Origin of the sequence: Plantibacter sp. VKM Ac-2876 (genome assembly GCF_015350715.1) — a bacterium.
In the GTDB taxonomy this organism is placed as follows: domain Bacteria; phylum Actinomycetota; class Actinomycetes; order Actinomycetales; family Microbacteriaceae; genus Plantibacter; species Plantibacter auratus.
This window is the reverse complement of sequence record NZ_JADKSI010000001.1, coordinates 678,821-699,443: the sequence shown is the minus strand read 5'-3', so window position 1 is coordinate 699,443 and position 20,623 is coordinate 678,821. Positions and strand designations below refer to the sequence as shown.

The 20,623-nt window shown below is 69.1% G+C and carries 20 protein-coding genes; 7 read left to right on the top strand and 13 right to left on the bottom strand.

Going from position 1 to position 20,623, the window contains the following annotated elements:
* Nucleotides 1–8 precede the first annotated feature (8 nt).
* On the bottom strand, nucleotides 9–524 hold the full coding sequence (locus ITJ62_RS03340; protein ID WP_194599679.1) for a hypothetical protein: 516 nt from the start codon (nucleotides 522–524) through the stop codon (nucleotides 9–11).
* A 10-nt stretch (nucleotides 525–534) separates the two neighbouring features.
* Nucleotides 535–831: a hypothetical protein gene (locus ITJ62_RS03335; protein WP_194600333.1), complete on the bottom strand. Its 297-nt coding sequence runs from the start codon at nucleotides 829–831 to the stop codon at nucleotides 535–537.
* A gap of 179 nt (nucleotides 832–1,010) precedes the next feature.
* Between ITJ62_RS03335 and ITJ62_RS03330 the strand changes: the two genes are divergently transcribed.
* Entirely contained in the window at nucleotides 1,011–2,288 is a 1,278-nt protein-coding gene (locus ITJ62_RS03330; protein WP_194599678.1) for an HNH endonuclease signature motif containing protein, read from the top strand.
* 151 nt (nucleotides 2,289–2,439) lie between these two features.
* Here ITJ62_RS03330 and ITJ62_RS03325 read toward each other — a convergent pair whose 3' ends face one another.
* Together ITJ62_RS03325 and ITJ62_RS03320 are read right to left on the bottom strand one after the other, a co-directional pair.
* Entirely contained in the window at nucleotides 2,440–3,756 is a 1,317-nt protein-coding gene (locus ITJ62_RS03325) for a tetratricopeptide repeat protein (protein WP_194599677.1), read from the bottom strand.
* Complete coding sequence (locus ITJ62_RS03320) at nucleotides 3,753–4,940, bottom strand: 26S protease regulatory subunit (protein WP_194599676.1); 1,188 nt, start codon at nucleotides 4,938–4,940, stop codon at nucleotides 3,753–3,755. Before ITJ62_RS03320 ends, ITJ62_RS03325 begins: the two co-directional genes overlap by 4 nt.
* A gap of 197 nt (nucleotides 4,941–5,137) precedes the next feature.
* Here ITJ62_RS03320 and soxR point away from each other — a divergent pair, with 197 nt between their 5' ends.
* Nucleotides 5,138–5,581: a redox-sensitive transcriptional activator SoxR gene (gene soxR / locus ITJ62_RS03315; RefSeq protein ID WP_255376695.1), complete on the top strand. Its 444-nt coding sequence runs from the start codon at nucleotides 5,138–5,140 to the stop codon at nucleotides 5,579–5,581.
* A 20-nt stretch (nucleotides 5,582–5,601) separates the two neighbouring features.
* On the opposite strand, the gene ITJ62_RS03310 is transcribed toward soxR, so the two are convergent.
* From ITJ62_RS03310 to ITJ62_RS03295, 4 genes are all read right to left on the bottom strand, one after another.
* Entirely contained in the window at nucleotides 5,602–5,991 is a 390-nt protein-coding gene (locus tag ITJ62_RS03310) for an MmcQ/YjbR family DNA-binding protein (RefSeq protein ID WP_079704704.1), read from the bottom strand.
* 23 nt (nucleotides 5,992–6,014) lie between these two features.
* The gene (locus ITJ62_RS03305; protein WP_228497805.1) at nucleotides 6,015–6,551 is read right to left on the bottom strand and encodes a hypothetical protein; all 537 of its coding nucleotides are present in this window, start codon (nucleotides 6,549–6,551) and stop codon (nucleotides 6,015–6,017) included.
* Between the two features lie 80 nt (nucleotides 6,552–6,631).
* Nucleotides 6,632–7,417 (bottom strand): MBL fold metallo-hydrolase, encoded by a 786-nt coding sequence (locus ITJ62_RS03300; RefSeq protein WP_194599675.1) that lies wholly within the window; start codon nucleotides 7,415–7,417, stop codon nucleotides 6,632–6,634.
* A gap of 57 nt (nucleotides 7,418–7,474) precedes the next feature.
* A complete protein-coding gene (locus ITJ62_RS03295; RefSeq protein WP_194599674.1) occupies nucleotides 7,475–8,125 on the bottom strand; it encodes a TetR/AcrR family transcriptional regulator in 651 nt (216 codons plus the stop codon).
* Nucleotides 8,126–8,331: 206 nt separating this feature from the next.
* On the opposite strand from ITJ62_RS03295, the gene ITJ62_RS03290 reads away from it, so the two are divergent.
* Nucleotides 8,332–9,111, top strand: coding sequence for a CPBP family intramembrane glutamic endopeptidase (locus ITJ62_RS03290; protein WP_228497803.1), 780 nt, complete (start codon nucleotides 8,332–8,334; stop codon nucleotides 9,109–9,111).
* Between the two features lie 3 nt (nucleotides 9,112–9,114).
* On the opposite strand, the gene ITJ62_RS03285 is transcribed toward ITJ62_RS03290, so the two are convergent.
* The 5 genes from ITJ62_RS03285 to ITJ62_RS03265 all read right to left on the bottom strand — a co-directional run bounded on the left by ITJ62_RS03285 (nucleotide 9,115) and on the right by ITJ62_RS03265 (nucleotide 15,543).
* Nucleotides 9,115–9,804 carry an SOS response-associated peptidase gene (locus ITJ62_RS03285; protein WP_194599673.1) on the bottom strand — a complete coding sequence of 230 codons (690 nt, stop codon included), beginning with the start codon at nucleotides 9,802–9,804 and terminating at the stop codon, nucleotides 9,115–9,117.
* Between the two features lie 61 nt (nucleotides 9,805–9,865).
* Nucleotides 9,866–11,548 carry a S8 family serine peptidase gene (locus ITJ62_RS03280; RefSeq protein WP_194599672.1) on the bottom strand — a complete coding sequence of 561 codons (1,683 nt, stop codon included), beginning with the start codon at nucleotides 11,546–11,548 and terminating at the stop codon, nucleotides 9,866–9,868.
* A gap of 128 nt (nucleotides 11,549–11,676) precedes the next feature.
* Nucleotides 11,677–12,660 carry a TerC family protein gene (locus tag ITJ62_RS03275; protein WP_191940224.1) on the bottom strand — a complete coding sequence of 328 codons (984 nt, stop codon included), beginning with the start codon at nucleotides 12,658–12,660 and terminating at the stop codon, nucleotides 11,677–11,679.
* Nucleotides 12,661–12,929: 269 nt separating this feature from the next.
* Nucleotides 12,930–13,967 carry a LacI family DNA-binding transcriptional regulator gene (locus ITJ62_RS03270; RefSeq protein WP_194599671.1) on the bottom strand — a complete coding sequence of 346 codons (1,038 nt, stop codon included), beginning with the start codon at nucleotides 13,965–13,967 and terminating at the stop codon, nucleotides 12,930–12,932.
* Nucleotides 13,960–15,543, bottom strand: coding sequence for a sugar ABC transporter ATP-binding protein (locus ITJ62_RS03265; protein ID WP_194599670.1), 1,584 nt, complete (start codon nucleotides 15,541–15,543; stop codon nucleotides 13,960–13,962). The genes ITJ62_RS03270 and ITJ62_RS03265 overlap by 8 nt, the downstream gene beginning before the upstream one ends.
* 268 nt (nucleotides 15,544–15,811) lie before the next feature.
* On the opposite strand from ITJ62_RS03265, the gene ITJ62_RS03260 reads away from it, so the two are divergent.
* The 4 genes from ITJ62_RS03260 (at nucleotide 15,812) to ITJ62_RS03245 (ending at nucleotide 20,616) form a co-directional block, all read left to right on the top strand.
* Nucleotides 15,812–16,810: an ABC transporter substrate-binding protein gene (locus tag ITJ62_RS03260; RefSeq protein ID WP_194599669.1), complete on the top strand. Its 999-nt coding sequence runs from the start codon at nucleotides 15,812–15,814 to the stop codon at nucleotides 16,808–16,810.
* Between the two features lie 118 nt (nucleotides 16,811–16,928).
* Nucleotides 16,929–18,455 (top strand): sugar ABC transporter ATP-binding protein, encoded by a 1,527-nt coding sequence (locus tag ITJ62_RS03255; protein WP_194599668.1) that lies wholly within the window; start codon nucleotides 16,929–16,931, stop codon nucleotides 18,453–18,455.
* On the top strand, nucleotides 18,452–19,576 hold the full coding sequence (locus ITJ62_RS03250) for an ABC transporter permease (RefSeq protein ID WP_370581793.1): 1,125 nt from the start codon (nucleotides 18,452–18,454) through the stop codon (nucleotides 19,574–19,576). The genes ITJ62_RS03255 and ITJ62_RS03250 overlap by 4 nt, the downstream gene beginning before the upstream one ends.
* Complete coding sequence (locus tag ITJ62_RS03245) at nucleotides 19,573–20,616, top strand: ABC transporter permease (protein ID WP_086472838.1); 1,044 nt, start codon at nucleotides 19,573–19,575, stop codon at nucleotides 20,614–20,616. The genes ITJ62_RS03250 and ITJ62_RS03245 overlap by 4 nt, the downstream gene beginning before the upstream one ends.
* Nucleotides 20,617–20,623 lie beyond the last annotated feature (7 nt).

Here is a 20,623-nt window from a genome sequence, read left to right as displayed (position 1 = left end):
GAAGCGGCTCAGGCTTGCGCGCGCTGCTTCCAACCGGTGAGTCGCTGGAAGCGTCTGCCGTCGATCGGAACCGAGCGGTCGGGCAACGCGAATGAGGCCTGGTGGGTTCCGCCGACGGCCCTGGTGGTTTGCTCGGTGGCGGCAGCGACGCGCTGGGCGACCATGCCGACCGTCCCGGCTTCCCCTCGAAAGCCCCACACCGTGGTCGTGTACAGGACGGAGCCGTGCTCGGTCGGCCGGACGGCGACGGGCACCGCGCATCGCGCGAACGGCCGACGCACGCCGAACAACGAGAGGAGCGGCGCGATCTCCAGGGCGAACCCGCTCCAGTTCGAGGCCGCGTCATTCCCGATGACGGCGTAACGGATGGCCCAGGGGCCGTCGGAGTACTCCTCGGGAGCCAAGGCGAAACCGTCCGTCTGCAGCGCCGAGAGCAGTGCCGTCATGGTGTCGGCCGGCGGGAGCGGGGAAACGACCTCATGGACGCGCACCATCGATCCGATGGCGAACGCGTGGCCACTCATGCCGGTGTCCCTACTGGTCCACGGCGTGGACGGAGAGGACGACCTGCTCCTCCGGCACGAGCGCCTCGAGGGCCTTGCGAGCGCTCGGGTAGTCGCGGCCCTCGGCCTCGATGGTGCGGGTCGCCGTCGGTCGGAAGACCGCGGTGCCGACGAGGTCGCCGTTCACCCGGCCACCGCCGTGCAGCCCGGCGAGGGCGTGCCCGGGAGGGGTGGAGGCGAGGACGGCGGCCCGCAGTGAGGCGACGTCGGGTGCGGAGGCTTCGGTGGTGATGGTCGCGCGGTCGCGGACGGTGGCGATGAGCTTCACCCTTCAAGCCTACGGAACGGCGCGTTCCGGGACGAACCCGTTCCGGTCCCTGCCGAGGGACCTCCCGAATCCGGTGGTCCTTTCCCGGTCCCTGAGTCTGTCGAAGGGCACACGAGCAACTTCCGCAACCGGTGCGACTCGGCATCTGGAATGTCAGTGGTCCATGGTGGACTGGTTCCATGACCGAGACCACCCGCACCGCGACCCGCGTCGGCGACGAATACGCCGCGCAGCTGGCGGAGTTCTCGGACGAGTGGGCGGAGATCCACCGGCAGCAGGCCGTCTTGGACGCACGCAAGGCGCGTCTGCTCGCCCGCTCCGCCGCCTATGCGGACGCGTTCGCGGACGTCACGGTCCCGGCGATCTTCCCGCCGGCCGAGCGTCAGGCGCTGTCCCGTCGGTCGACGTGTGCGGCTCTCGCGATGGCGACCCGGATACCGGAACGGACGATCCAACGTGCGACCAACGACGCCGAGCGCCTCGTGAACGACGCGCCGGCTGTGCTCGCGTCGCTGGAGGCCGGACGTATCTCGGCGCGGCATGCACAGGTGATCACCGACCAACTCAGCGACGTCCCGGACGCAGGGCGGGCTGTTTTCCTGGACCAGGTCCTTCCGGTAGCCGAGAGCGCGACCGTCTCGCACCTCCGGCAACGCGCTCGCGTGCTGCGCGAGCGACTCCACCCCGAGTCCATCACGGCTCGAGCGGCCCGCTCGGAAGCAGACCGCCGGGTCGAGTTCGAACCCGCGGCCGACGGCATGGCCTGGGTGCACCTGTTCACCACCGCGCCCATCGCGCAGGGCATCATCGAGCGAGTCGAAGCGGCGGCGGCGGAGTCACGCAAGGTCGGTGACACCCGCACCCGCACCTGCGCCCAGCTGCAGGCAGACGCCCTCGCAGCCCTCGCCCTCACCGGCGTGACCCCGGAAGACGTGATGACGAGCCCTGTCCTCCCGCACCCGATCGAGGTGCAGGAGCACATCAAGCCGACCGTGCAGATCACGGTGCCGGCGCTGAGCATGGCCGGCGTCTCGGATGCCCCGGCCGCCCTCGATGGCTACGGTCCGATCGACCCGGAGACCGCCGCACGTATCGCGGTGAACGCCCCCAGCTTCACCCGGATCCTCGTCCAGCCGGAAACGGGATCCGTGCTGTCGGTCGGGCGGAGCCAGTACCGCGTCCCGGCCGACCTCCAGCGCGCAGTCCGCCTCCGAGACGGCACCTGTCGGGCACCGGGCTGCGGTAGGCGAGCCAGGGCCTGCGACCTCGACCATTCGGTCGCGTGGGAAAACGGCGGGACGACGGATGTCGGGAACCTCGCCTGTCTCTGTCGACATCACCACCGGATGAAACACCTCCCCGGGTGGAACCTCGACCACGGGCCCGGCGGGGTCCTCGACTGGACGACACCCGACGGGAAGCGCCACCGGACCGAGCCTGATCCCGCACCGTTCTGACTTGCCTCGACGTACTCGGATCGAAGGGTTCCTCGTGGGCACTTCGACAAGCTCAGTGACCGGGATGGGTGTGCCCGCGTAGCTTCGGCCGTGAGCCTGTCGAAGGTTTTTCGTGCGACGTCGTCTGGTCCTGGCCGCCGGCCGACCTGGCTCAGGATCGCTGAACGGAGGGCCCGCCAGACGATTCCGGCCGTGCCGATCCACTCGCAGAGCGTCCCGGACGCGGGTCGTCGCCTCCGAAGGCGACGACCCGGTCCCACAACCAGTCGGTGAGGCTCGCGGCCACCTCTTCGTCGTCACGTCCGGCGGCACGACGAACGAGCCGTCCGCCGGAACCCTCGATGAGGTAGGCGCCTGCATCGTCGGTGAAGAGCTGCGTGTAGTAGTCGCGCTCGGCATCCCACTGCGGCCACGCCGACGGGTCCTGCTCGATCGCCTCGTCCATCTCGCCGATCTCGGCGCCGCTCATGAGACGGAACGGGCTGCCGTCGCCCCAGCGCCCGCCGGTGCCGGGGAACTGCCCGTCGTGCCAGGCGAGCACCTTGTCGTCACCGCCGCTCGCGCTCGCGGCATCGAGGTCGAGCGGTGGGCGCAGCGAGGCCGCCAGCTCCTCCGGGAGCAGTGGGTCCAGAGCGGCCAATGCGTCGGCGAGCCCGGCCTCGAAGAGCTTGTCGCGCAGGATCCGCCAGGCGATCTCGCCCATGCCGGCCCGGCGCAGGTCGTCCATCGTCCCGACGCCACGCTCGATGGGATCGAGGAACGCTCGCGCGACGATCATCCCGCCCTGGGCGACCTCGTCCATCGGGTCCTCACGCAGGACCCGGGCGAAGAGTTCCAGGGCCTCCTGCGGACGGTAATCGTAGAGATAGGCGAAGGCCAGTGCCGTCGAGAGTGTCGTCTCGCTCGGATCCGCCTCGATCGCCTGCTGCGCGGCGACGAGGAACCGGCCAGGTGGAGTGCCCGTCGACAGGAAGTGCACGGCTCGGAGTCCGAGCGCGCCGGCGTACGCCTCCGGGGCGGTCCGACCGGCCAGCTCGACCGCGTCGTCGATCAGCGCCCACCCTCGCTGGGGATCGGCGGCCATCGCGACGGCGGCCGCGTGGTCCATGTGGTCGAACCAGTCCGCCTCCGGGTCCTCGCGGAGGACGAGTTCGCCGAGCCGCATCGCCTCCGCGAAGTCGCCCTCGGACCCTTCGAGATCGCGCAGGCGACGCAGCGCACCGAGGAACTGTCGGTCGCGTCGGCCGAGCAACTCCCGGAGGAGGCGTCTGGCCTCATCGACGTCGCCGCACGCCTGTCGGTGCATGGAGAGCAGGATGATCATCCCGGTGAACTGCGGCGCCCGGGCGAGGACGCTCATCGCCAGCTCGGGGATCCGTGGGTGTTCGGGCTGGAAGTCGTAGAGCTCCCAGGCGAGGTCGCGGTCGTGTTCGATGGCCTCGCGCTCGGCACCGACAGGGTCACTCATCGGAGCCCGTGCTGCACGCGGTACGCCCGGAGCTGGGCGAAGGTGCCGTCGTCGACGCCGTACTCGAGCACCGGTGCGACCTGGTCGAACCATGATGCCGTCGAGGGGATGAGCCCGGCGGCGGCGTCGAGCAAGGCCTGCGTCGTGACCGGCACGATCGCCCCCGCCTGCATCGACGCCGTGAGCGACTGCTGCAGTGCGACCCGCGACACCTGTGCGATGTCGGCCCCGGAGAAGCCCTCGGTCGCTGCGGCCACGGCGATGACGTCGACACCGTCGGCCGGCTTGCCTTCGAGGTCACCCTGCAGGATCGCAGCGCGCGCGACCGCGTCCGGAGGCAGGACGAGGACGGTCTTGTCGATGCGGCCGGGGCGCCGCAGCGCCGGATCGATGTCCCATGGGCGGTTGGTCGCCGCGAGGAAGTAGACGCCGTCGTTCTCGTCCGCCACGCCGTCGAGCTCCTCGAGGAGCTGCGTCACGATCGTGCGCATCGACTGCGATCCGCCCCCGGACGTGCGGCGGCCACCGAGTGCGTCGAACTCGTCGAAGAAGATGACGCACGGAGCGGCGGCCCGAGCATCGTGGAAGACGCTCTGGATCGCCTTCTCGCTGTCACCCAGCCACTTGCTCAGCAGGTCGGCGAGGGTGACGTGGATGAAGGACGCCCCGAGGTCACCGGCGATCGCCTTGGCGATGAACGTCTTGCCGCAGCCGGGCGGGCCGTACATGAGCAGTGAACCGCCGGGCTTCTGCCCGAACGCTGCGGCGAGCTCCGGGTTGCGGAGTGGCGCGAGGAACGTCGAGTCGAGGTGCTGCTTCACGTCGGCGAGTCCCGCCACGTCCGCGAGCGTGACGGCCGGTCGTTCCGCGTCCCAGAGGCTGGGCTGGTCGATCGGCATGGTGGCGGTTTCGGCTGCCGACGGGGCGGGGACCGCCGAGCGGTCGGGCTCGGTCGAGGTGTCGGCCGCCGGCCCGCGGAGTCGCGCCGCCATCACGCGGGCGCGCAGCAGCCGGACCCGCGCCGGGTCGCCCCCGAGTCGCTCGAAGGTCGTCACCTCCTGCGCGGCGCGGTCGACGTCGTGCTGCAACAGCAGGGTGACGAAGTCCTCGCGGAGCGCGGTGTTCTGCGGATCCTGCGCGACCTCCGCCGCGATCACCTCGAGGAAGTCCTCGTCCTGCGTCATGTCGTCCCCCCGGTCGATGTGCGATTCCGTCCATCCTGGCAGCGCCAGCGCGATGGGCGACAGGTGTTCGCCAGCATTGGTCGCGCGTGGGGATGGGCAGTGCTCCCCATCCCGCGGAGCGGCTGGTGTAGCGTCGAACGCAGGGCTGAACCTGAAGGTCGCTTGAGGTCGCATCCCGGAAGGTCAGGTGAGGCGCCGTGCACAGCCCCGACGAGTTGCTCAGTGTCGGTGAGATGAGTCGTCGCACCGGCGTGGCGGTGTCGGCGCTGCACTACTACGAGCGGCTCGGGCTCATCGGCTCCGAGCGCACGACCGGGAACCAGCGGCGCTACCCCCGACACATGCTGCGTCGCGTCGCGCTCATCTCGGTCGCGAAGCGACTCGGTATCCCGCTCGAAGACGTGGCGGAGGCGTTCGCCGACGTGCCACTCTCCAGCACCCCGAGTCACGAGGACTGGCAGCGCGCGTCTCGCCGCTGGCAGAAGGTCCTCGAACAGCGGCGGCGCGGGATCGAGCAACTCGAACGCGAGCTCACCGGCTGCATCGGTTGTGGCTGCCTCTCGATGAAGGCGTGCACGCTCCTCAACCCCGACGACGAGCTCGGCGACACCGGCACCGGCGCGAGGCGCATCCCGGTCTGAGTGCACTGCCTGCCCGGTGTTCAGCCGTCGCGGCGTTGTCCGAACGTGGCGGGATCGACCGGGCGCAGCCGCTTCGGCAGCCCCTCGACGACGAGCAGGTACGACTCCGTGACGAGGTCGTCGACGAACGCCGGCTCGAGCTCGCCGTCCGGCTTGAGCGAGATCCAGTGCCGTTTGTTCATGTGATAGCCGGGGATGATGTCGGGGAAGGCCTCGCGCAGGCTGTGGCTGTCCTCGGGCCTCGCCTTCAGGGTGACGATGGGTTCGCCGGTCGCCCCCGTCTGCAGCATGAAGACCTTGCCGCGGACCTTGTAGACGTCCCACTCCTCGCCGAACGGGTGCGTCAGCTCCGCACCGGGGAGTTCGTCGGCGCGGCGTGCCGCCCGGTCCTGCAACTCCGAGCCGTGCATCGTGGTCCTCCTCGGCGTCGGCGTCAGCCCTGGGTGTCCGTGGGCCTGAGGCCCGCCAGGTTCTGCAGCGGGCACCAGGCGCCGAGGCGCGGGTAGTCGATGGTCACGCCGACGACCCCGTGCTCGCCGAAGGACCGGACCCAGTCGATCGCCGCAGGCATCGGGACCGCGAGCAGCGACACCGTGGCATCCGGCGGGACCAGCCCGTTCGCGTACGCGGCCTCCTGCGCTCGCGTCCCGCTGCTGTAGATGCCGACCAGGTTCCCCGGTTGCGCTGCGAGCGCGTACGGCCGCGGGTTGTCCTCCGGACCACGGTTGATGAAGACCCACCGGTCGAGTGCGGCGACCGCCCGCCAGAGTCGGATCTGCGCGTCGATGTCGTCCGGCGCCGCACGGCAGGCCTCGTTCAACGCGTCGAGCTCGGTCAGTACCTCGGGAGCCGGTTCGAGGGTGCGGCCCTGGTTCGGCTGCTCCGGGGCGTCTGTCCGCTCGGGGTTCGTGCTGTCATCGTTCGGGCTGCCGTCGTTGGGGCGGCCGTCGCGGCGGAACGGGTTCTTCATGGTCACTTCCTCGTGGCTCGGGATCCGGGTTCGGGGACGCGACCAACGCTATCGCAGGGGTCCGACGGGCGGTCGGATGCTCAGAACGCACTCCCGAAGGCGAGGGCTTCCGCCGCCGCCTGCGCGGGCGAGCCGAAGAACGCCGGGCCGTGCCCGGGCAACACGACGGAGGCTGGGAGCCCGGCCAGCGTGGTCAACGACTGGCGAGCGCGCTGCAGGTCGCCGTGGAACATCTCGGGGAGCAACTGCGGGCCGTCGTGGGGGCTGGTGGGGTGGGCGGTGACGAGGGCGTCGCCCGCGACGAGGACGCCGTGCTCGACGAGGAGGAATCCGAGGTGCCCGCGCGTGTGGCCGGGGAGGGGGAGCGGGCGGACCGCGAGCCCGAGGGTCGCCCGGAGCTCGGGCACGTCCTCGATCGCGGTGACCGACGTCGGCGGGACGACCTCGAGTCCGCCGGCCTCGACGGCGTGGCTGACCCAGGCGGCGACACCGGGACGCTCGAGGTGGGGTTGGACGTCGGCGAGTCCGACCTGCTCGAGCACCTCCCGGCGGACGTTCGGGATCTCGTCGCGGGACGCGAGGATGTCGCACTCCGCCAACCCGGCGATGAACGCCGCGTTGCCGATGTGGTCGCTGTGTCCGTGGGTGAGCAGGATCGCGTGCACGTCCTCGACGGCGTAGCCGAGCGCGCCGAGGGTCGCGGTGACGGCCGCGCCGTCGCCGGGGTATCCGGTGTCGATGAGGACCGGCCCGAGGTCGCCCTCGACGATGATCCAGTTGACGGACGGGCCCTGCACGAGGTGCACCCGGTCCGCGACCGTGGTGCTGCGGGTGGTGCCGTTCGGCACGGCGTCGATCTGGGACATGGGCGTCCTTCCGATTGCGGAGACGGGTTCGGGGGGGGGGGGGGGGCTCGGGGGAGGTCAGTGCTCGGTCGGCCCGGCGACGAGCTCATGAGCGGCCGCTGCGGCGGTCGTCGTGGCTGCGGCGCCGGCGGGATCGACGGTCGCGAGGATCGGCCGGATCAGGGTGATCAGTCGCTCGCTCAGCTCGGCCGCATCGTCGTCGCCCACCGTCGTGGTGACGAGTCCGAAGCAGGCGTCGAGCAGGACGTCTGCGACGCCGTCGAGGTCGGGGAGGTCGAGATCGTGCGCTGCGGCCTCCATGCGGAGGTTCGTGCGGGTGTAGGCCCGCCAGTCGAACACCGTGTAGACCGGGTCGTCCATTCGTGGCAGTTCGTGCAGGAGCCGGATGGCGCCCATCGCGATGGGGGACCGCTGCGCTTCCTGCGCGGAGGCGAGGATCATCGTCACCCAACGGAGCGCGCCGTAGGGCACGCCGATCCGTGCGTCCGCCGCCTGCCACCGTTCGTCCTGCTCCGCGATCACCGCGTGCGCGAGGCTCCGTTTCGACGGGAACAGGTGGTAGCCGATGACCGACTTCGGCTTACCCATGACGGACGCGATACCGGAGAACGAGGTCCCGGCGTAGCCGTTCCTGCCGAACTCGAGTCCGGCGGCGTCGATGATCTCATCGCGGACCTGGTTCATCGCGTACTGTCGCAGACCGCTCACCGGCGCTCCTTCGAGATGGAGGGCCCGTCGAACGGGCCGCTAGACGATCGTCTGAGTCAGACGCTCGTCTAGCTTAGACGAGCGTCTGTGAGGAAGCTGAGGGCGCATCGGACGACCGGCGGTCAGCCGGGGAGCTCTTCGCCGGTTCCGCAGTCGCCCGATACATTTGAGCGTCGATTCCCCCGCCGATTGGAAGGCAACAGCGTATGCGCGTCACCCCTCGTGTCTGGATCGGCCTGGCGATCTACGTCGGCTACGTGGCCGTCATCTTCGTCGTGTCGAAGCTCAGCGGGGTGGCGTACACCGAGATCGGGACGTCCGCGGAGTTCACGTGGCGAGGGGCGGTCGTCGACCTGGCGGTCGGCGCGGTGCTGCTGGCCATCACCACGTGGCTGTTGGGGTGGTGGAGGCCTGCCCTGTTCGAGCGGAGACGCTCGCACCACAAGTGGCCGATCTTCGTCCCCGCGCTCATGCTGGTCGTCGCCGTCGCGAACCTGGTCAACACCGACTGGTCGAAGTTCGACCCGTCGTTCCTCCTCTCCCTGCTCGCGCTGGGCCTGGCGGTCGGGTTCTGTGAGGAGCTGATGTCGCGCGGCCTGCTCCTGACGGCGTTCCGCTCACGCCTCGCCGAAGTGTGGGTGTGGCTGCTGACCTCCCTGCTTTTCGGAGCCATGCATCTCGTCAATGCAGCACTCGGCGCTCCATTCCTCAACACGCTCGGACAAGTGGTCCTCGCCGCGATGTCGGGCACCTGCTTCTACATCGTGCGGCGCGTCACCGGCTCCCTCATCTGGGCGATGGCGTTGCACGGCATCTGGGACGTCGCCGCGTTCTCGGTGGGCTTCGCCCCGTTCGGCACGCCCTGGGCGGCCTACCTGACGCCGGTCATCGGCATCCTCGCCGTCGCGGTCGTGTACTGGGTGATCAAGGGGACGGACGAGCGGCAGGTCGGATCCCGAGCGGGCGCGACACCCGCCCTGAGCTGACACTCAGGCCGGGAGCGGTTCGATGAGGTGCGGGCCCGTGTTGCGGACGTTGTTCACGTCGCGCGTGACCTCGTAGTGGGTGAGATCGTGGGCGACCGCGAAGGACTCCCGGTCGAGCAGCTGCAACAGCTGGTCGGTGTCGAGGTGGTCGCCGAGCCAGTCGTCGTAGCCGTCGGGGGTCAGACAGGCGGGCATGCGGTCGTGGACCTCGCCCGGTGAGACGTGCGCGTCCCGCGTGATGATCGCCATCGACAGACGCCACTTGTCCGGGTCGTCCTCCGCCTTGCCCGGGTCGGGCCAGGCACTGATGATGCCCGCCATCGCGAGCTCGGCCTCGGGGTCGTGGATGAAATGCGGCTGCTTGCCGGTCTCGGTGACCACCCACTCGTAGTAACCGGTCGCCGGCACGATGCACCGTGCTGACGCGAACGCCTTCCGGAACATGGAGGCGGTCGCGACCGTCTCCATTCGCGCGTTGATGGGTTGCGGGCGCTGCTTCGCGAAGTCCTTGGCCCAGCCGGGGACGAAGCCCCAGCGGGCGCTGGTCGTGGTCCGTTCATCGTGCCGGGTGCGGACCACGGTCACCTCGGTGGTGGGTGCGACGTTGTAGTCGGGCGCAGGCGCTTCGAACTCGGCCACGAGGTCCGCGAGGAGGGTGGACGTGGAATCGGTGACGACGAAGCGACCGCACATGCGCTCAGCTTAGGAGCGGGGAATCGTGAGGTCGAGGCCTGGACACGGCCTCGGGACCGGGTCAGACCCGACGCCTCGGCCGTCGTCGGAGGAGCAGCAGGGCCCCGCCCCCGGTGAGCGCCACGGCGATGACGACGGCGCTGAGCAGGCTCGTGGCCGACAAGCCGGTCGGAGGGAGGACGTCGATCGCCGCTGCCCCGGCGTCTGCGGTGGGCACAGGCGGCGTCGGCACCGCGAGCGCGGCGAGGCTCGCGCGGACGTCGATCAGGCCCGCGCCGACCGAACGTTCGGTCGGGATGGAGGGGTCCCAGGGGATGGTGATGGTGTCGAGACGGGCGTGGTCGGTGAGCGCTGCTCGCACCTGGTCCGGGGTGAGCTCCGGCCGGAGTTGACGGACGAGCGCTGCCGCGGCAGCGACGGTGGGGGCGGCCGCCGATGTGCCTCGGAAGTTGCCGGAGCCGGTGAGGACGGTGGTCGAGACGGGGAGGTCGTCGATGCCGGCCGCAGTCGGGCCGGGGACCGTCACCGGGGTGGGGACGCCGAAGAGGATGGTCGACGGCCCGAGGGAGGAGTAGGTCTCCAGGGTGGAGTCCGCTGCGTCGACGGCGGCGACCCGGAACGCCGCCGGGTATGCCTGATGGCCGAAGAGCGCCGAGCCGACGGTGTCCGTCGCGGTCGAGCGGAAGTACTCCTGCGCGATCAGCTCGGGTCGTCCGGGAACGGGGAGCCAGGTCAGGGCCACCGGAGGGGTCGCCGCGGTGGACGTCACGTGCCGCACGACACTGACCTGGACCTCCGACGCCTCGGTGTCCGACAGGTTCTGGAGCGGTGCCGCGCCGGTCGCGAGCTCCGGATCGCCCGGGGTGAACGGGATCGTCCGGTCAGCCAGTGACAGGACGTATTCGAACCTCGTGGCGACGGCTCCGTCGGGTTCGGCCCAGTCCAGTGCGCCGACCATCACCGAGGCCGGCGGCAGGGTGACGCCCAGCGTCGCGTCGGCCGATTCCCCCGGGTCGAAGTCGAGGCAGTCGATCGCTTCGTCGGTGAAGAGGTCCGCGACGTTCTGCGGGCAGTCGGTGGGGCGATAGCGGTCGGTCGCCCACGAGCCGATCGGGAACCCGGCGCTGGGGAACCCCGCCGCGCCAGGGACGCCGAAGTTGCCGGCTGCGGTGGCGTAGAACACGCCCGTGTCCACCGCGCGCTGGATGGCGGCCTCACCAGGACCGGTCCGATAGCGGCGGTCGCCACTGCCCTGCACGTCGTCGACGATGATCGACGCACCGGCCGCCACGAGACGGTCGACGGCCCCGGGGAAGTCGGAGGTCCCCGAGGCGAAGAGGATCTCCGCTCCCGGCGCGATCCCGTGCACCAGCTGCGCCATCGCCCGACCCTCGTCGTCATCGTCGCCCGGCGGATCGTCCACCAGCGTGACCGGTGTCTCGTACCCGCACGGATTGCCGGGCCCGGGCAGGAGTCCCGCGCTGATGTCGGCTGCGACGGCCGCTTCTCCGGCGTTCCCGAAGGACCCGGAGATGATCCCCACCCGGACGCCGGAGCCGTCGACGCCGAACCCCGTCTCGGCATCGCCGGCGTTCAGGAGTTCGACGGCGGGTGCCAGGAGCGAGCGGCAGGCGGCCGCGGTCGCGGCGGGGACAGCCGCTACCGGGAGGGTGCCGGCTCCGACGAAACCGCAGGCGAGGACGATCGCCAGCACACCGGACACTCTGCCGCGAAGCACACCCATCGTCACTCCTCATCGCGACGGCCGCCCCCACGGCGGCCGGCCTGAGGAGATCGTGACAGAGGATCTCCTCAGGCCGACGGTTCTTGCGGAAAACGGATCACCGGTGCCGCGAGCAGGACCGTCGTGGACTACCGCTCGAGGCCGGCCCGCGCGTCGCGGCGGGTCTTCGCGAGCGAGGCGACCGTCGCCACGGTGATGGTCGCGGCGATGAAGAGCAGTGAGAACCAGATCGGGATGTCGGGGATCCAGTCGATGTGCTGACCGCCGTTGATGAACGGCAGCTCGTTCACGTGGAGGGCGTGGAACACGAGCTTCACACCGATGAAGGCGAGGATGACGGCGAGACCCTGGGCGAGGTAGACGAGACGTTCCAGCAGGCCACCGATGAGGAAGAACAGCTGGCGGAGGCCCATGAGGGCGAACGCGTTCGCGGTGAACACGATGTACGCCTGCTCGGTGAGGCCGTAGATCGCGGGGATCGAGTCGACCGCGAACACGAGGTCGACGAACCCGATCGCGACGATCGTCAGCAGCATCGGCGTGAAGAAGCGCTTGCCGTCGATCTTCACCGAGAGTCGGTCGCCGTGGTAGGTGTCGGTGATCGGGAGGATGCGGCGGGCGAATCCCACGACCTTGCCGTTGGCCGGGTCGCTCTCGTGGCTGCCGAACGCCTGGCGGTACGCGAGGAACAGCAGCAGCGCGCCCATCAGGTAGAAGATCCAGGAGTAGTTCTCGATGAGTGCGGCGCCGACGGCGATGAACGCGCCGCGCATGATGAGCGCGATGATGATGCCGATCATCAGCACCTTCTGCTGGTACGCCTTCGGGACGGCGAACCCGGCCATCACGATGAGGAAGACGAACAGGTTGTCGATCGACAGCGCCTTCTCGGTCAGGTACCCGGCGAAGTACTCGCCGCCGTACGTCCAGCCGGAGACGAGGCCGATGCCGACGCCGAACAGCAGGGCGAGGCTGACGTAGAAGATCGACCAGCGTGCCGACTCGGCGATGGTCGGTTCGTGGGGCTTCCGCACGTGCGCGAAGAACTCGTAGACGAAGAAGAGGATCGTGACACCGATGGTGATGATCCAGATCAGCGGGGTGACGGCCATGGTGGCTCCAGGGGCTCGAGGACGGGACTCCGACGCGATGGTCGGAACACGGTCTTCTCCACTCTCGATGAGAGCCGACACCCCGGGATCCGATGGCGGATCCGTACTGACGAGCATGTCGCGAAGGAGTACTCCCCCTGCTCCGACAAGTGTAGGTCAGGGGGTGGACGGGGTACCTGGGAATTCGCCCTTCGACAGGCTCAGGGACCGGGTGAGGCTCAGGCACCGGGTGGGGCAGGGACCGGGTGAGGGTCAGGGGCTGGAGACGCTCAGGGGACGTCGACGCTGCGCCTCGCCAAGCGCTCGGCGTTCGCCGTCGCCGTGGAGTCGCGCAGGATCAGCTCCGGTACCGAGGGCGGCACCGCTCCCGGGGGTTCTCCATTGACGTGGTCGAGCAGGGTCGCGAGCAGGGTCCGGCCGACCTGTTCGAAGTCCTGCCGCACGGTGGTGAGCGGCGGAGAGAGGTGCTCCGCCTCGGGGATGTCGTCGAACCCCACGACGCTGAAGTCGAGCGGGACCCGGAGGCCGCGCTCCGTGAGGGCGTGCATGAGGCCGAGCGCCATCTGGTCGTTGGCGGCGAACACCGCGGTGACCTCGTCGTCCAGCTGTCGCCCGAGGGAGTATCCGGACGTCGGCGTCCAGTCGCCGGTCCCGACGACCTGCGCGACGAGACCCGCGGAGGCGAGTTCGTCCCGCCAGCCACGCTCGCGCTCGCGGGCGTCGATCGCGTCCGGTGGTCCGCCGAGGTGTCCGATGCGCCGGTGGCCGAGCCCGATGAGGTGGGCGGTCGCCGCACGCGCGCCGGCGTACTGGTCGACGCCGACGGTCACCATGCCCGCGCGTGGCGTTGCGTGCAGGGCGACGAGCGGCACGCTGAGTTCCATCCCCGCCACGATGTCGGTGACCCCCTCGCGTGCGCTGATGACGGCGATGCCCTCGACGTTCTGGCGCAGGAACCCCTCGACCGCTGCGCGCGCGGAACCCGGGTCGCTGTCCACCATGTTCGCGGTGAAGACCGACCAGCGTGCGTCACGGGCCGCCGCGTTGAAGTGCAGGACCGAGGACGAGGGCCCGAACTCGGTGCCGCCGGTGGCGATGAGGCCGATGGTCCGGGATCGCTTCGTGACGAGCGTCCGGGCGGCAGGGGAGGGGACGTAGCGCAGCTGTTTGATCGCTTCGTCGACCCGCGCCTTCGTCGCCGGGCGCACGTTCGGGAGGTCGTTGAGCACCCGTGACACGGTCTGATGCGAGACCCCCGCGAGCCGCGCGACGTCGAAGATCGTCGCATGACGGGACGGCTCACCCACGTGGTCCCCTCTCGCCGTCGGCGGTCGTGATCGGTTCCGGCGGGGCCTCGTCCGGCCCCTCCGAGATCGCGGCCAGCAGCTTCGAGACGGTGAGGTCGTAGTTCGGGAGGTCGGCGACCTTCCGTCGGTCGCGCAGCACGGCGATCCGGTGGCTGATGCGCAGGACCTCCTCGAGTTCGGCTGAGATGAACACGACCGACAGACCGTTCTCGGCGAGTCGGGTCACGAGCTTCTGGATCTCGGCCTTGGCGCCGATGTCGATGCCTCGGGTCGGTTCATCGAGCACGAGCAGCCGAGGAGCGAGCGCGAGCCACCTCGCCAAGAGTACCTTCTGCTGATTCCCGCCTGAGAGCTCCTTCATGAGCGCATCGGGATTCGCCGGTTTGATGCCCATCGCCTGGATGTAGCTCTCGGCCAGTTCGTTCTGCCGACGCAGCGGGATCCGCCTGAACCACCCGAGGTCCGCCTGGAGGGCCAGCGCGATGTTGTCGCGCAGGCTGAGGTCGCCGATGATCCCCTCGGTGCGACGGTTCTCCGACGCATAGACGATCCGTTGCTTGAGGGCGCGACGCGGGGATCCGAGGCGGGTGGCCCTCCCGGCCACCTCCACCGAGCCGGTGTCGGCCCGGTCGACACCGGTCAGAAGTCTGGCGAGCTCCGTCCGTCCTGAGCCGAGCAGGCCGGCGATGCCGACGATCTCACCCTCGTAGACCTTCAGGTCGATCGGTTCGATCGCACCCTGGCGCCCGAGCCCGATCGCCGCGACGAACGGGTCCTCACCGTCCAGGGCGTCGCCCTCGTCGGAGGTGTCGAGCCCGCGTCTGATCTCGTCGAAGGTCGCGAGCTCCTTGCCGATCATCTTGTGGACGAGGTCGATCCGGAGCAGTTCGTGCGGGAGGTATTCACCGACGAGTCGGCCTTCGCGCAGCACGGTGAGTCGGTCGGAGATCTCGTAGACCTGGTCGAGGAAGTGCGAGATGAAGAGGATCGCGACGCCCTCGGCCTTGAGGATCGAGATGACCCGGAAGAGTTCGGTGACCTCGTCGTTGTCGAGGCTCGAGGTCGGTTCGTCGAGGACGAGAACCTTGGTGCGCACGGCGATCGCCCGGACGATCGCGACGAGCTGCTGGATCGCCGGCGGGTGGGCGGAGAGCTGCGAGGTCGGGTCGATGTCGAGTCCGACGACGGCGAGCAGTTCGTGGGCGCGCTCCCGCATACGCCTCCCCGAGATCCCTCCCCAGGCATGGCGTGGTTCGCGGCCCAGGAGGATGTTCTCGGCGACGGTCAGGTTGGGGAGGAGGTTGACCTCCTGGTAGACGGTGCTGATCCCGTGCGCCTGGGCGTCGGCGACGCTCGAGAACGAGACCTCGCGTCCGTCGAGGAGGATGCTCCCGCTGTCGATCCGATGGACCCCGGTCAGCGACTTGATCAGGGTCGACTTCCCCGCTCCGTTCTCGCCCATGAGGGAGTGGACCTCGCCAGGGAACAGTCGGAGGTCGACGTCGTCGAGCGCTTTGACGCCGGGGAAGCTCACCGAGACACCGCGCAGCTGCACGAGTGGCGTGGGCGAGGTCATCTGCAGCTCTCCATCGAGGTGGTCGCGGCCGGGGTGTCCGCTGATCACCTGACTCTAGCGCGCGCGACGGCGCCGCCGGGAGGCCGCTCCGCAGGAATTGTGAGGGCTAACATTGCCTGTTGACAACCACTTCGAGCCGTGGCTAATGTTCAGCACAACGCAGATGTGATCGCTAACAATCACCGACCACCTGCGTCACCGCAGCACCACGCACGTCACATTCACGCCGCACCCATCGTCGGGACCGCGGGTCTCAAAGAGGAGAACAATGTTCAAGACAACACGTGTCCGCGCACTCGCGGGCCTCGCCCTGGTCGGTGCTCTCGCCTTCAGCGCGACCGCCTGCTCCAGCGGTTCCGGAAGCTCCGACGGCGACGCCGGTTCAGACGGCGAACTCACCACCATCGGCTTCGTGGCCGTCGGCCCCGAGGGCGGATGGCGCACCGCGAACGAGAAGAACATCCAGGACTCGTTCTCGAAGGAGAACGGCTTCGACCTCAAGTACGCACCGGCGACGAACGGCGACCAGAACTCGCAGATCACCGCCTTCACCTCGTTCATCGACGAGGGCGTCGACGCCATCCTGCTGTCCGCCACCGAGGCGACCGGCTGGGAGAGCGTCCTGGAGCGCGCGAAGGAGGCCGAGATCCCCGTGGTCCTGCTCGACCGCGGCATCGAGCCGAACGACACCGAGCTCTACACGAGCCGCATCGCCCCCGACAACGTCGGCATCAGCGCCTCGGCCGCCGAGTGGGCGAACGGTCAGTTCCCCGACGGCGCCAAGTACGTCGTCCTCGAGGGCCCTCCCGGCCTCTCCGTCGTCAACGACCGCAACAAGGGCTGGGACGACACCATCGACCCGAACTTCACCAAGCTCGAGTCGCAGTCGGCCAACTGGTCCACCGAAGAGGCGAAGAGCGTCTTCGAGACCATCCTCAAGGCGAACAACAACGACGTCCAGCTCGTCTTCGCGCAGAACGACGAGATGGGCCTCGGCGCTGCACTCGCCGTCGAGGAGGCCGGCCTGAAGCCCGGCACCGACGTCAAGATCATCACGATCGACGGCACCAAGGCAGCACTCGAAGCACTCGCCGCCGGCCGCCTGAGCTTCGTCGCCGAGTACAACCCGCTGTTCGGTGAGACCGCGATCGACATCGTCAAGAAGGCACTCGCCGGCGACTCGGTCGAGTCGGACATCGTGGTGCCGAGCGTCACGTTCGACTCGCCGGACGCCGCGACGGCGGCATTGCCCGAACGCGCCTACTGATCCGACCCGGTCGCCCGGCAGCCAGCTCCATCGCTGCCGGGCGACCGCCCACCCGCTTCCCGGGGACCAGACTCCCCGGCGACGACGCCGGATCGACCGGCAGAACGACCAGGCAGACATGGCAATCACCGAGCCGATCGTCGAGATGCAGCACATCTCCATCGAGTTCCCGGGCGTCAAAGCCCTGCAAGACGTGGACTTCCGGCTCTTCCCCGGCGAGGTCCACACGCTCATGGGCGAGAACGGCGCCGGCAAGTCGACGCTCATCAAGGCGCTCACCGGGGTGTACAAGATCGACTCCGGCACGATCCTGGTCGCCGGAGGTCCCCGTTCCTTCTCCGGAACGGCGGACGCGCAGAGCGCCGGCATCTCGACCGTCTATCAAGAGGTGAACCTCTGCGACAACCTCACCGTCGGCGAGAACGTGATGCTCGGCCACGAGGTCCGCGGTCCCTTCGGCATCAACTGGCGCCGCACCCACGAAGCCGCACACGAAGCGCTCGTCGGTCTCGGCCTCGGGCACATCGACCCCAAGCAGCCGCTCTCGAGCATCTCGCTCGCGCTGCAACAGCTCGTCGCGATCAGCCGGGCCATGGTCACCAAGTCGAAGGTGCTCATCCTCGACGAACCGACCTCCAGCCTCGACGCCAACGAGGTGGAGGGCCTCTTCCAGGTCATGCGCCGACTACGCGACCAGGGCGTCGCGATCCTCTTCGTCTCCCACTTCCTCGACCAGGTCTACGCGATCAGCGACCGCCTCACGGTGCTCCGCAACGGCGAGTTCGTCGGGGAGTACCGCACCGCGGACCTCAACCGCACCGAGCTCATCTCCAAGATGATCGGCAAGGACTACGGCACGCTCGCCGCCCTCGGTTCCAACCGTGGCCGGACCGGCACCGCCGACACCCCGGCGTTCTACAGCGCCAAGGACCTCGGGCGGAAGGGCTCGATCGACCCCGTCGACATCGAGGTCCACGCCGGCGAGGTCGTCGGTCTCGCGGGGCTCCTCGGGTCGGGCCGCACCGAGCTGGGTCGGCTCATCTACGGTGCCGACCGTCCCGACTCCGGCACGGTCACGATCGACGGCGCGACCGCCGAGGTCCATACGCCCATGGCCGGCCTGTCGAAGCAGATCGCCTTCTCCACCGAGAACCGACGCGACGAAGGCATCATCGGCGACCTGACTGTGCGCGAGAACCTCATCCTCGCCGTCCAGGCCCGCAGGGGCTGGGCGCGCCCGCTCTCCCGACGCGAGCAGAACGAGCTCTGCGACAAGTACCTGCTCGAACTCAACGTCCGGCCCTCCGACCCGGAACGCCCCATCAAGAACCTCTCCGGTGGCAACCAGCAGAAGGTGCTCCTCGGCCGATGGTTGGCGACGAAGCCGCAGCTCATCGTGCTCGACGAGCCGACCCGTGGCATCGACGTCGGCGCCAAGGCCGAGATCCAGGAGGCGATCGCCGCGCTCGCCGAGGACGGGATGTCCGTCGTGTTCATCTCCTCCGAGCTCGAGGAGGTCGTGCGCTTGAGCGAGCGGATCGTCGTGCTGAAGGATCACCGTAAGATCGGCGAGATCGTCAACGGACCCGAGGTCACCGCAGACACCATCGTCGACCTGATCGCCACCGAAGGGAGCGCCACGTGAGCGCCACCAGTCAGGGGCCGGCCCGTTCCGGTTCCTCCGCACGCGGAGGCCAGGGCTCGGCCCGCGGCGTCGTCAGCACCATCGTCCACCAGCCCTACATCTGGGCGATCGTGACGTTGCTGCTCCTGCTCGTCATCAACCTCGTCAAGGACCCCGGCTACCTGGGCGTCTCCGTCAACGGCGCGACCGGCAACCTGTCGGGCAACCCGATCGACATCCTGCGCGCGAGCGCCCCGATCATGATGATCGCGGTCGGGATGACGCTCGTGATCGCCACCCGCGGCATCGACCTCTCGGTCGGTTCCGTCATGGCGGTCTCCGGCGCCGTGTCGATGGAGTTCATGAGCAACCAGAGCGGCGGGGACGCGGGTTCGGCCATCGTCGCAGCGCTGCTCGCGCTCGCCGTGAGCGCCTTCCTCGGCACCGTCAACGGGGTGCTCGTCTCGATCGTCGGCCTGCAGCCGTTCATCACCACGCTGATCACGATGCTCGCCGGTCGCGGCCTCGCGAAGGTCATCACCTCGGGGCAGAACACCTCGGCCACGAACGAGCCCTTCCGCTGGCTCGCCAACGGCACCGTGTTCGGATTCCCCGTCGTCTTCATCATCGCCGGTGTCATCGTCGCGATCGTCGCGTTCCTCGTCCGGCGCACCGCGCTCGGCCTGATGATCGAGTCCATCGGCATCAACCCGCGCGCCGCCCGGATGGCGGGTATCCGCCCCATCGGCATCCTCATCGCCGTCTACATCGTGAGCGCCGTCCTCGCGGGTGTCGCCGGGATCTTCAGCACCGCCAGCGTCATGACGGTCGAGGTGGCGAAGACCGGCTTGAACGCGGAGATGGACGCCATCCTCGCGGTCGTCATCGGCGGCACCTCGCTCGCCGGTGGCAAGTTCTCCCTCACCGGCAGCGTGATCGGCGCGCTCCTCATCGCGACCCTCGACAAGACGATCGTGTTCCTCTCCATCCCCTCCTCGGCGACGCCGGCGTTCAAGGCCGTCGTGATCGTGATCATCTGCCTCCTCCAGTCACAGCGCGTGAGAGCCCTGTTCGCCCGGCGGAAGTCCCGGACGACGCCCACGGCGTCGGTCCCCACGCGAAAGGAAACGGTGTCAGCATGAGCACCCTCACCGACCGACCGGCGCCCGACGCTCCGGTGCTCCCGCGGCGCTCGCTGCTGTCCCGGCTGACGCCCAACCTCGAGACCCTGCCCACCCTGGCGGCCGTCGTCATCTTCATCGGCATGGTCGTCTACGGTGAGATCGCCTACGGACGGATCGTCCAGGCCAGCACGATCTCGAACCTGCTCATCAACAACGCCTACCTGATCATCCTCGCCGTCGGGCTCACCTTCGTGATCCTCACGGGCGGCGTGGACCTCTCCGTCGGTGCGATCATCGCCATCAGCAGTCTGATCGGGGTGATGCTCGCGAACTCGGGCTGGAACCCGATCGCGGTCATGGTGATCATGATCCTGATCGGCTCCGCGTTCGGCGTGTTCTCGGGCGTGCTCGTGCAGTACTTCAACGTGCAACCGTTCATCGCCACCCTCGCGATGATGTTCCTCGGGCGCGGTCTCGCCTCGATGCTCAGCACCACCCCGGAGCGTCTCGCCGACGACTCGCCGATCCGTTCGCTCTCCACCGAGTGGAAAGTGATCGACGGCCCGAAGATCAACGACCTCATCACCACCCCGAACGTCCTGATCGCCCTGCTCGTCGTCGCCGCGGCGTTCGTGGTGCTCCACAAGACCCGCCTCGGCCGGACCGTCTACGCGATCGGCGGCTCGGAGCAGTCGGCCCTCCTCATGGGCCTGCCCGTGGTCCGCACGAAGCTCATGGTCTACATCATCAGCGGCACCCTGGCCGGCCTCGCGGCCGTCGTCTACACCTCGAAGCTCGGCATCGCCCAGAACATCACGGGTGTCGGCTGGGAGCTCGACGCCATCGCGGCCGTGATCATCGGCGGCACGCTGCTGACCGGTGGAGCCGGGTTCGTCCTCGGGTCCGTCGTCGGTGCGCTCGTTCTCGGGCTCATGAACGTCCTCATCACCCGAGACGGGAGCATCCCGCCGGAGGCGACGACCATCATCACCGGCGGCATCCTGCTGGTCTTCGTCCTCCTCCAGCGACTCGTGGTCTCGCGCAAACGCAAGACCTGACGCCCGC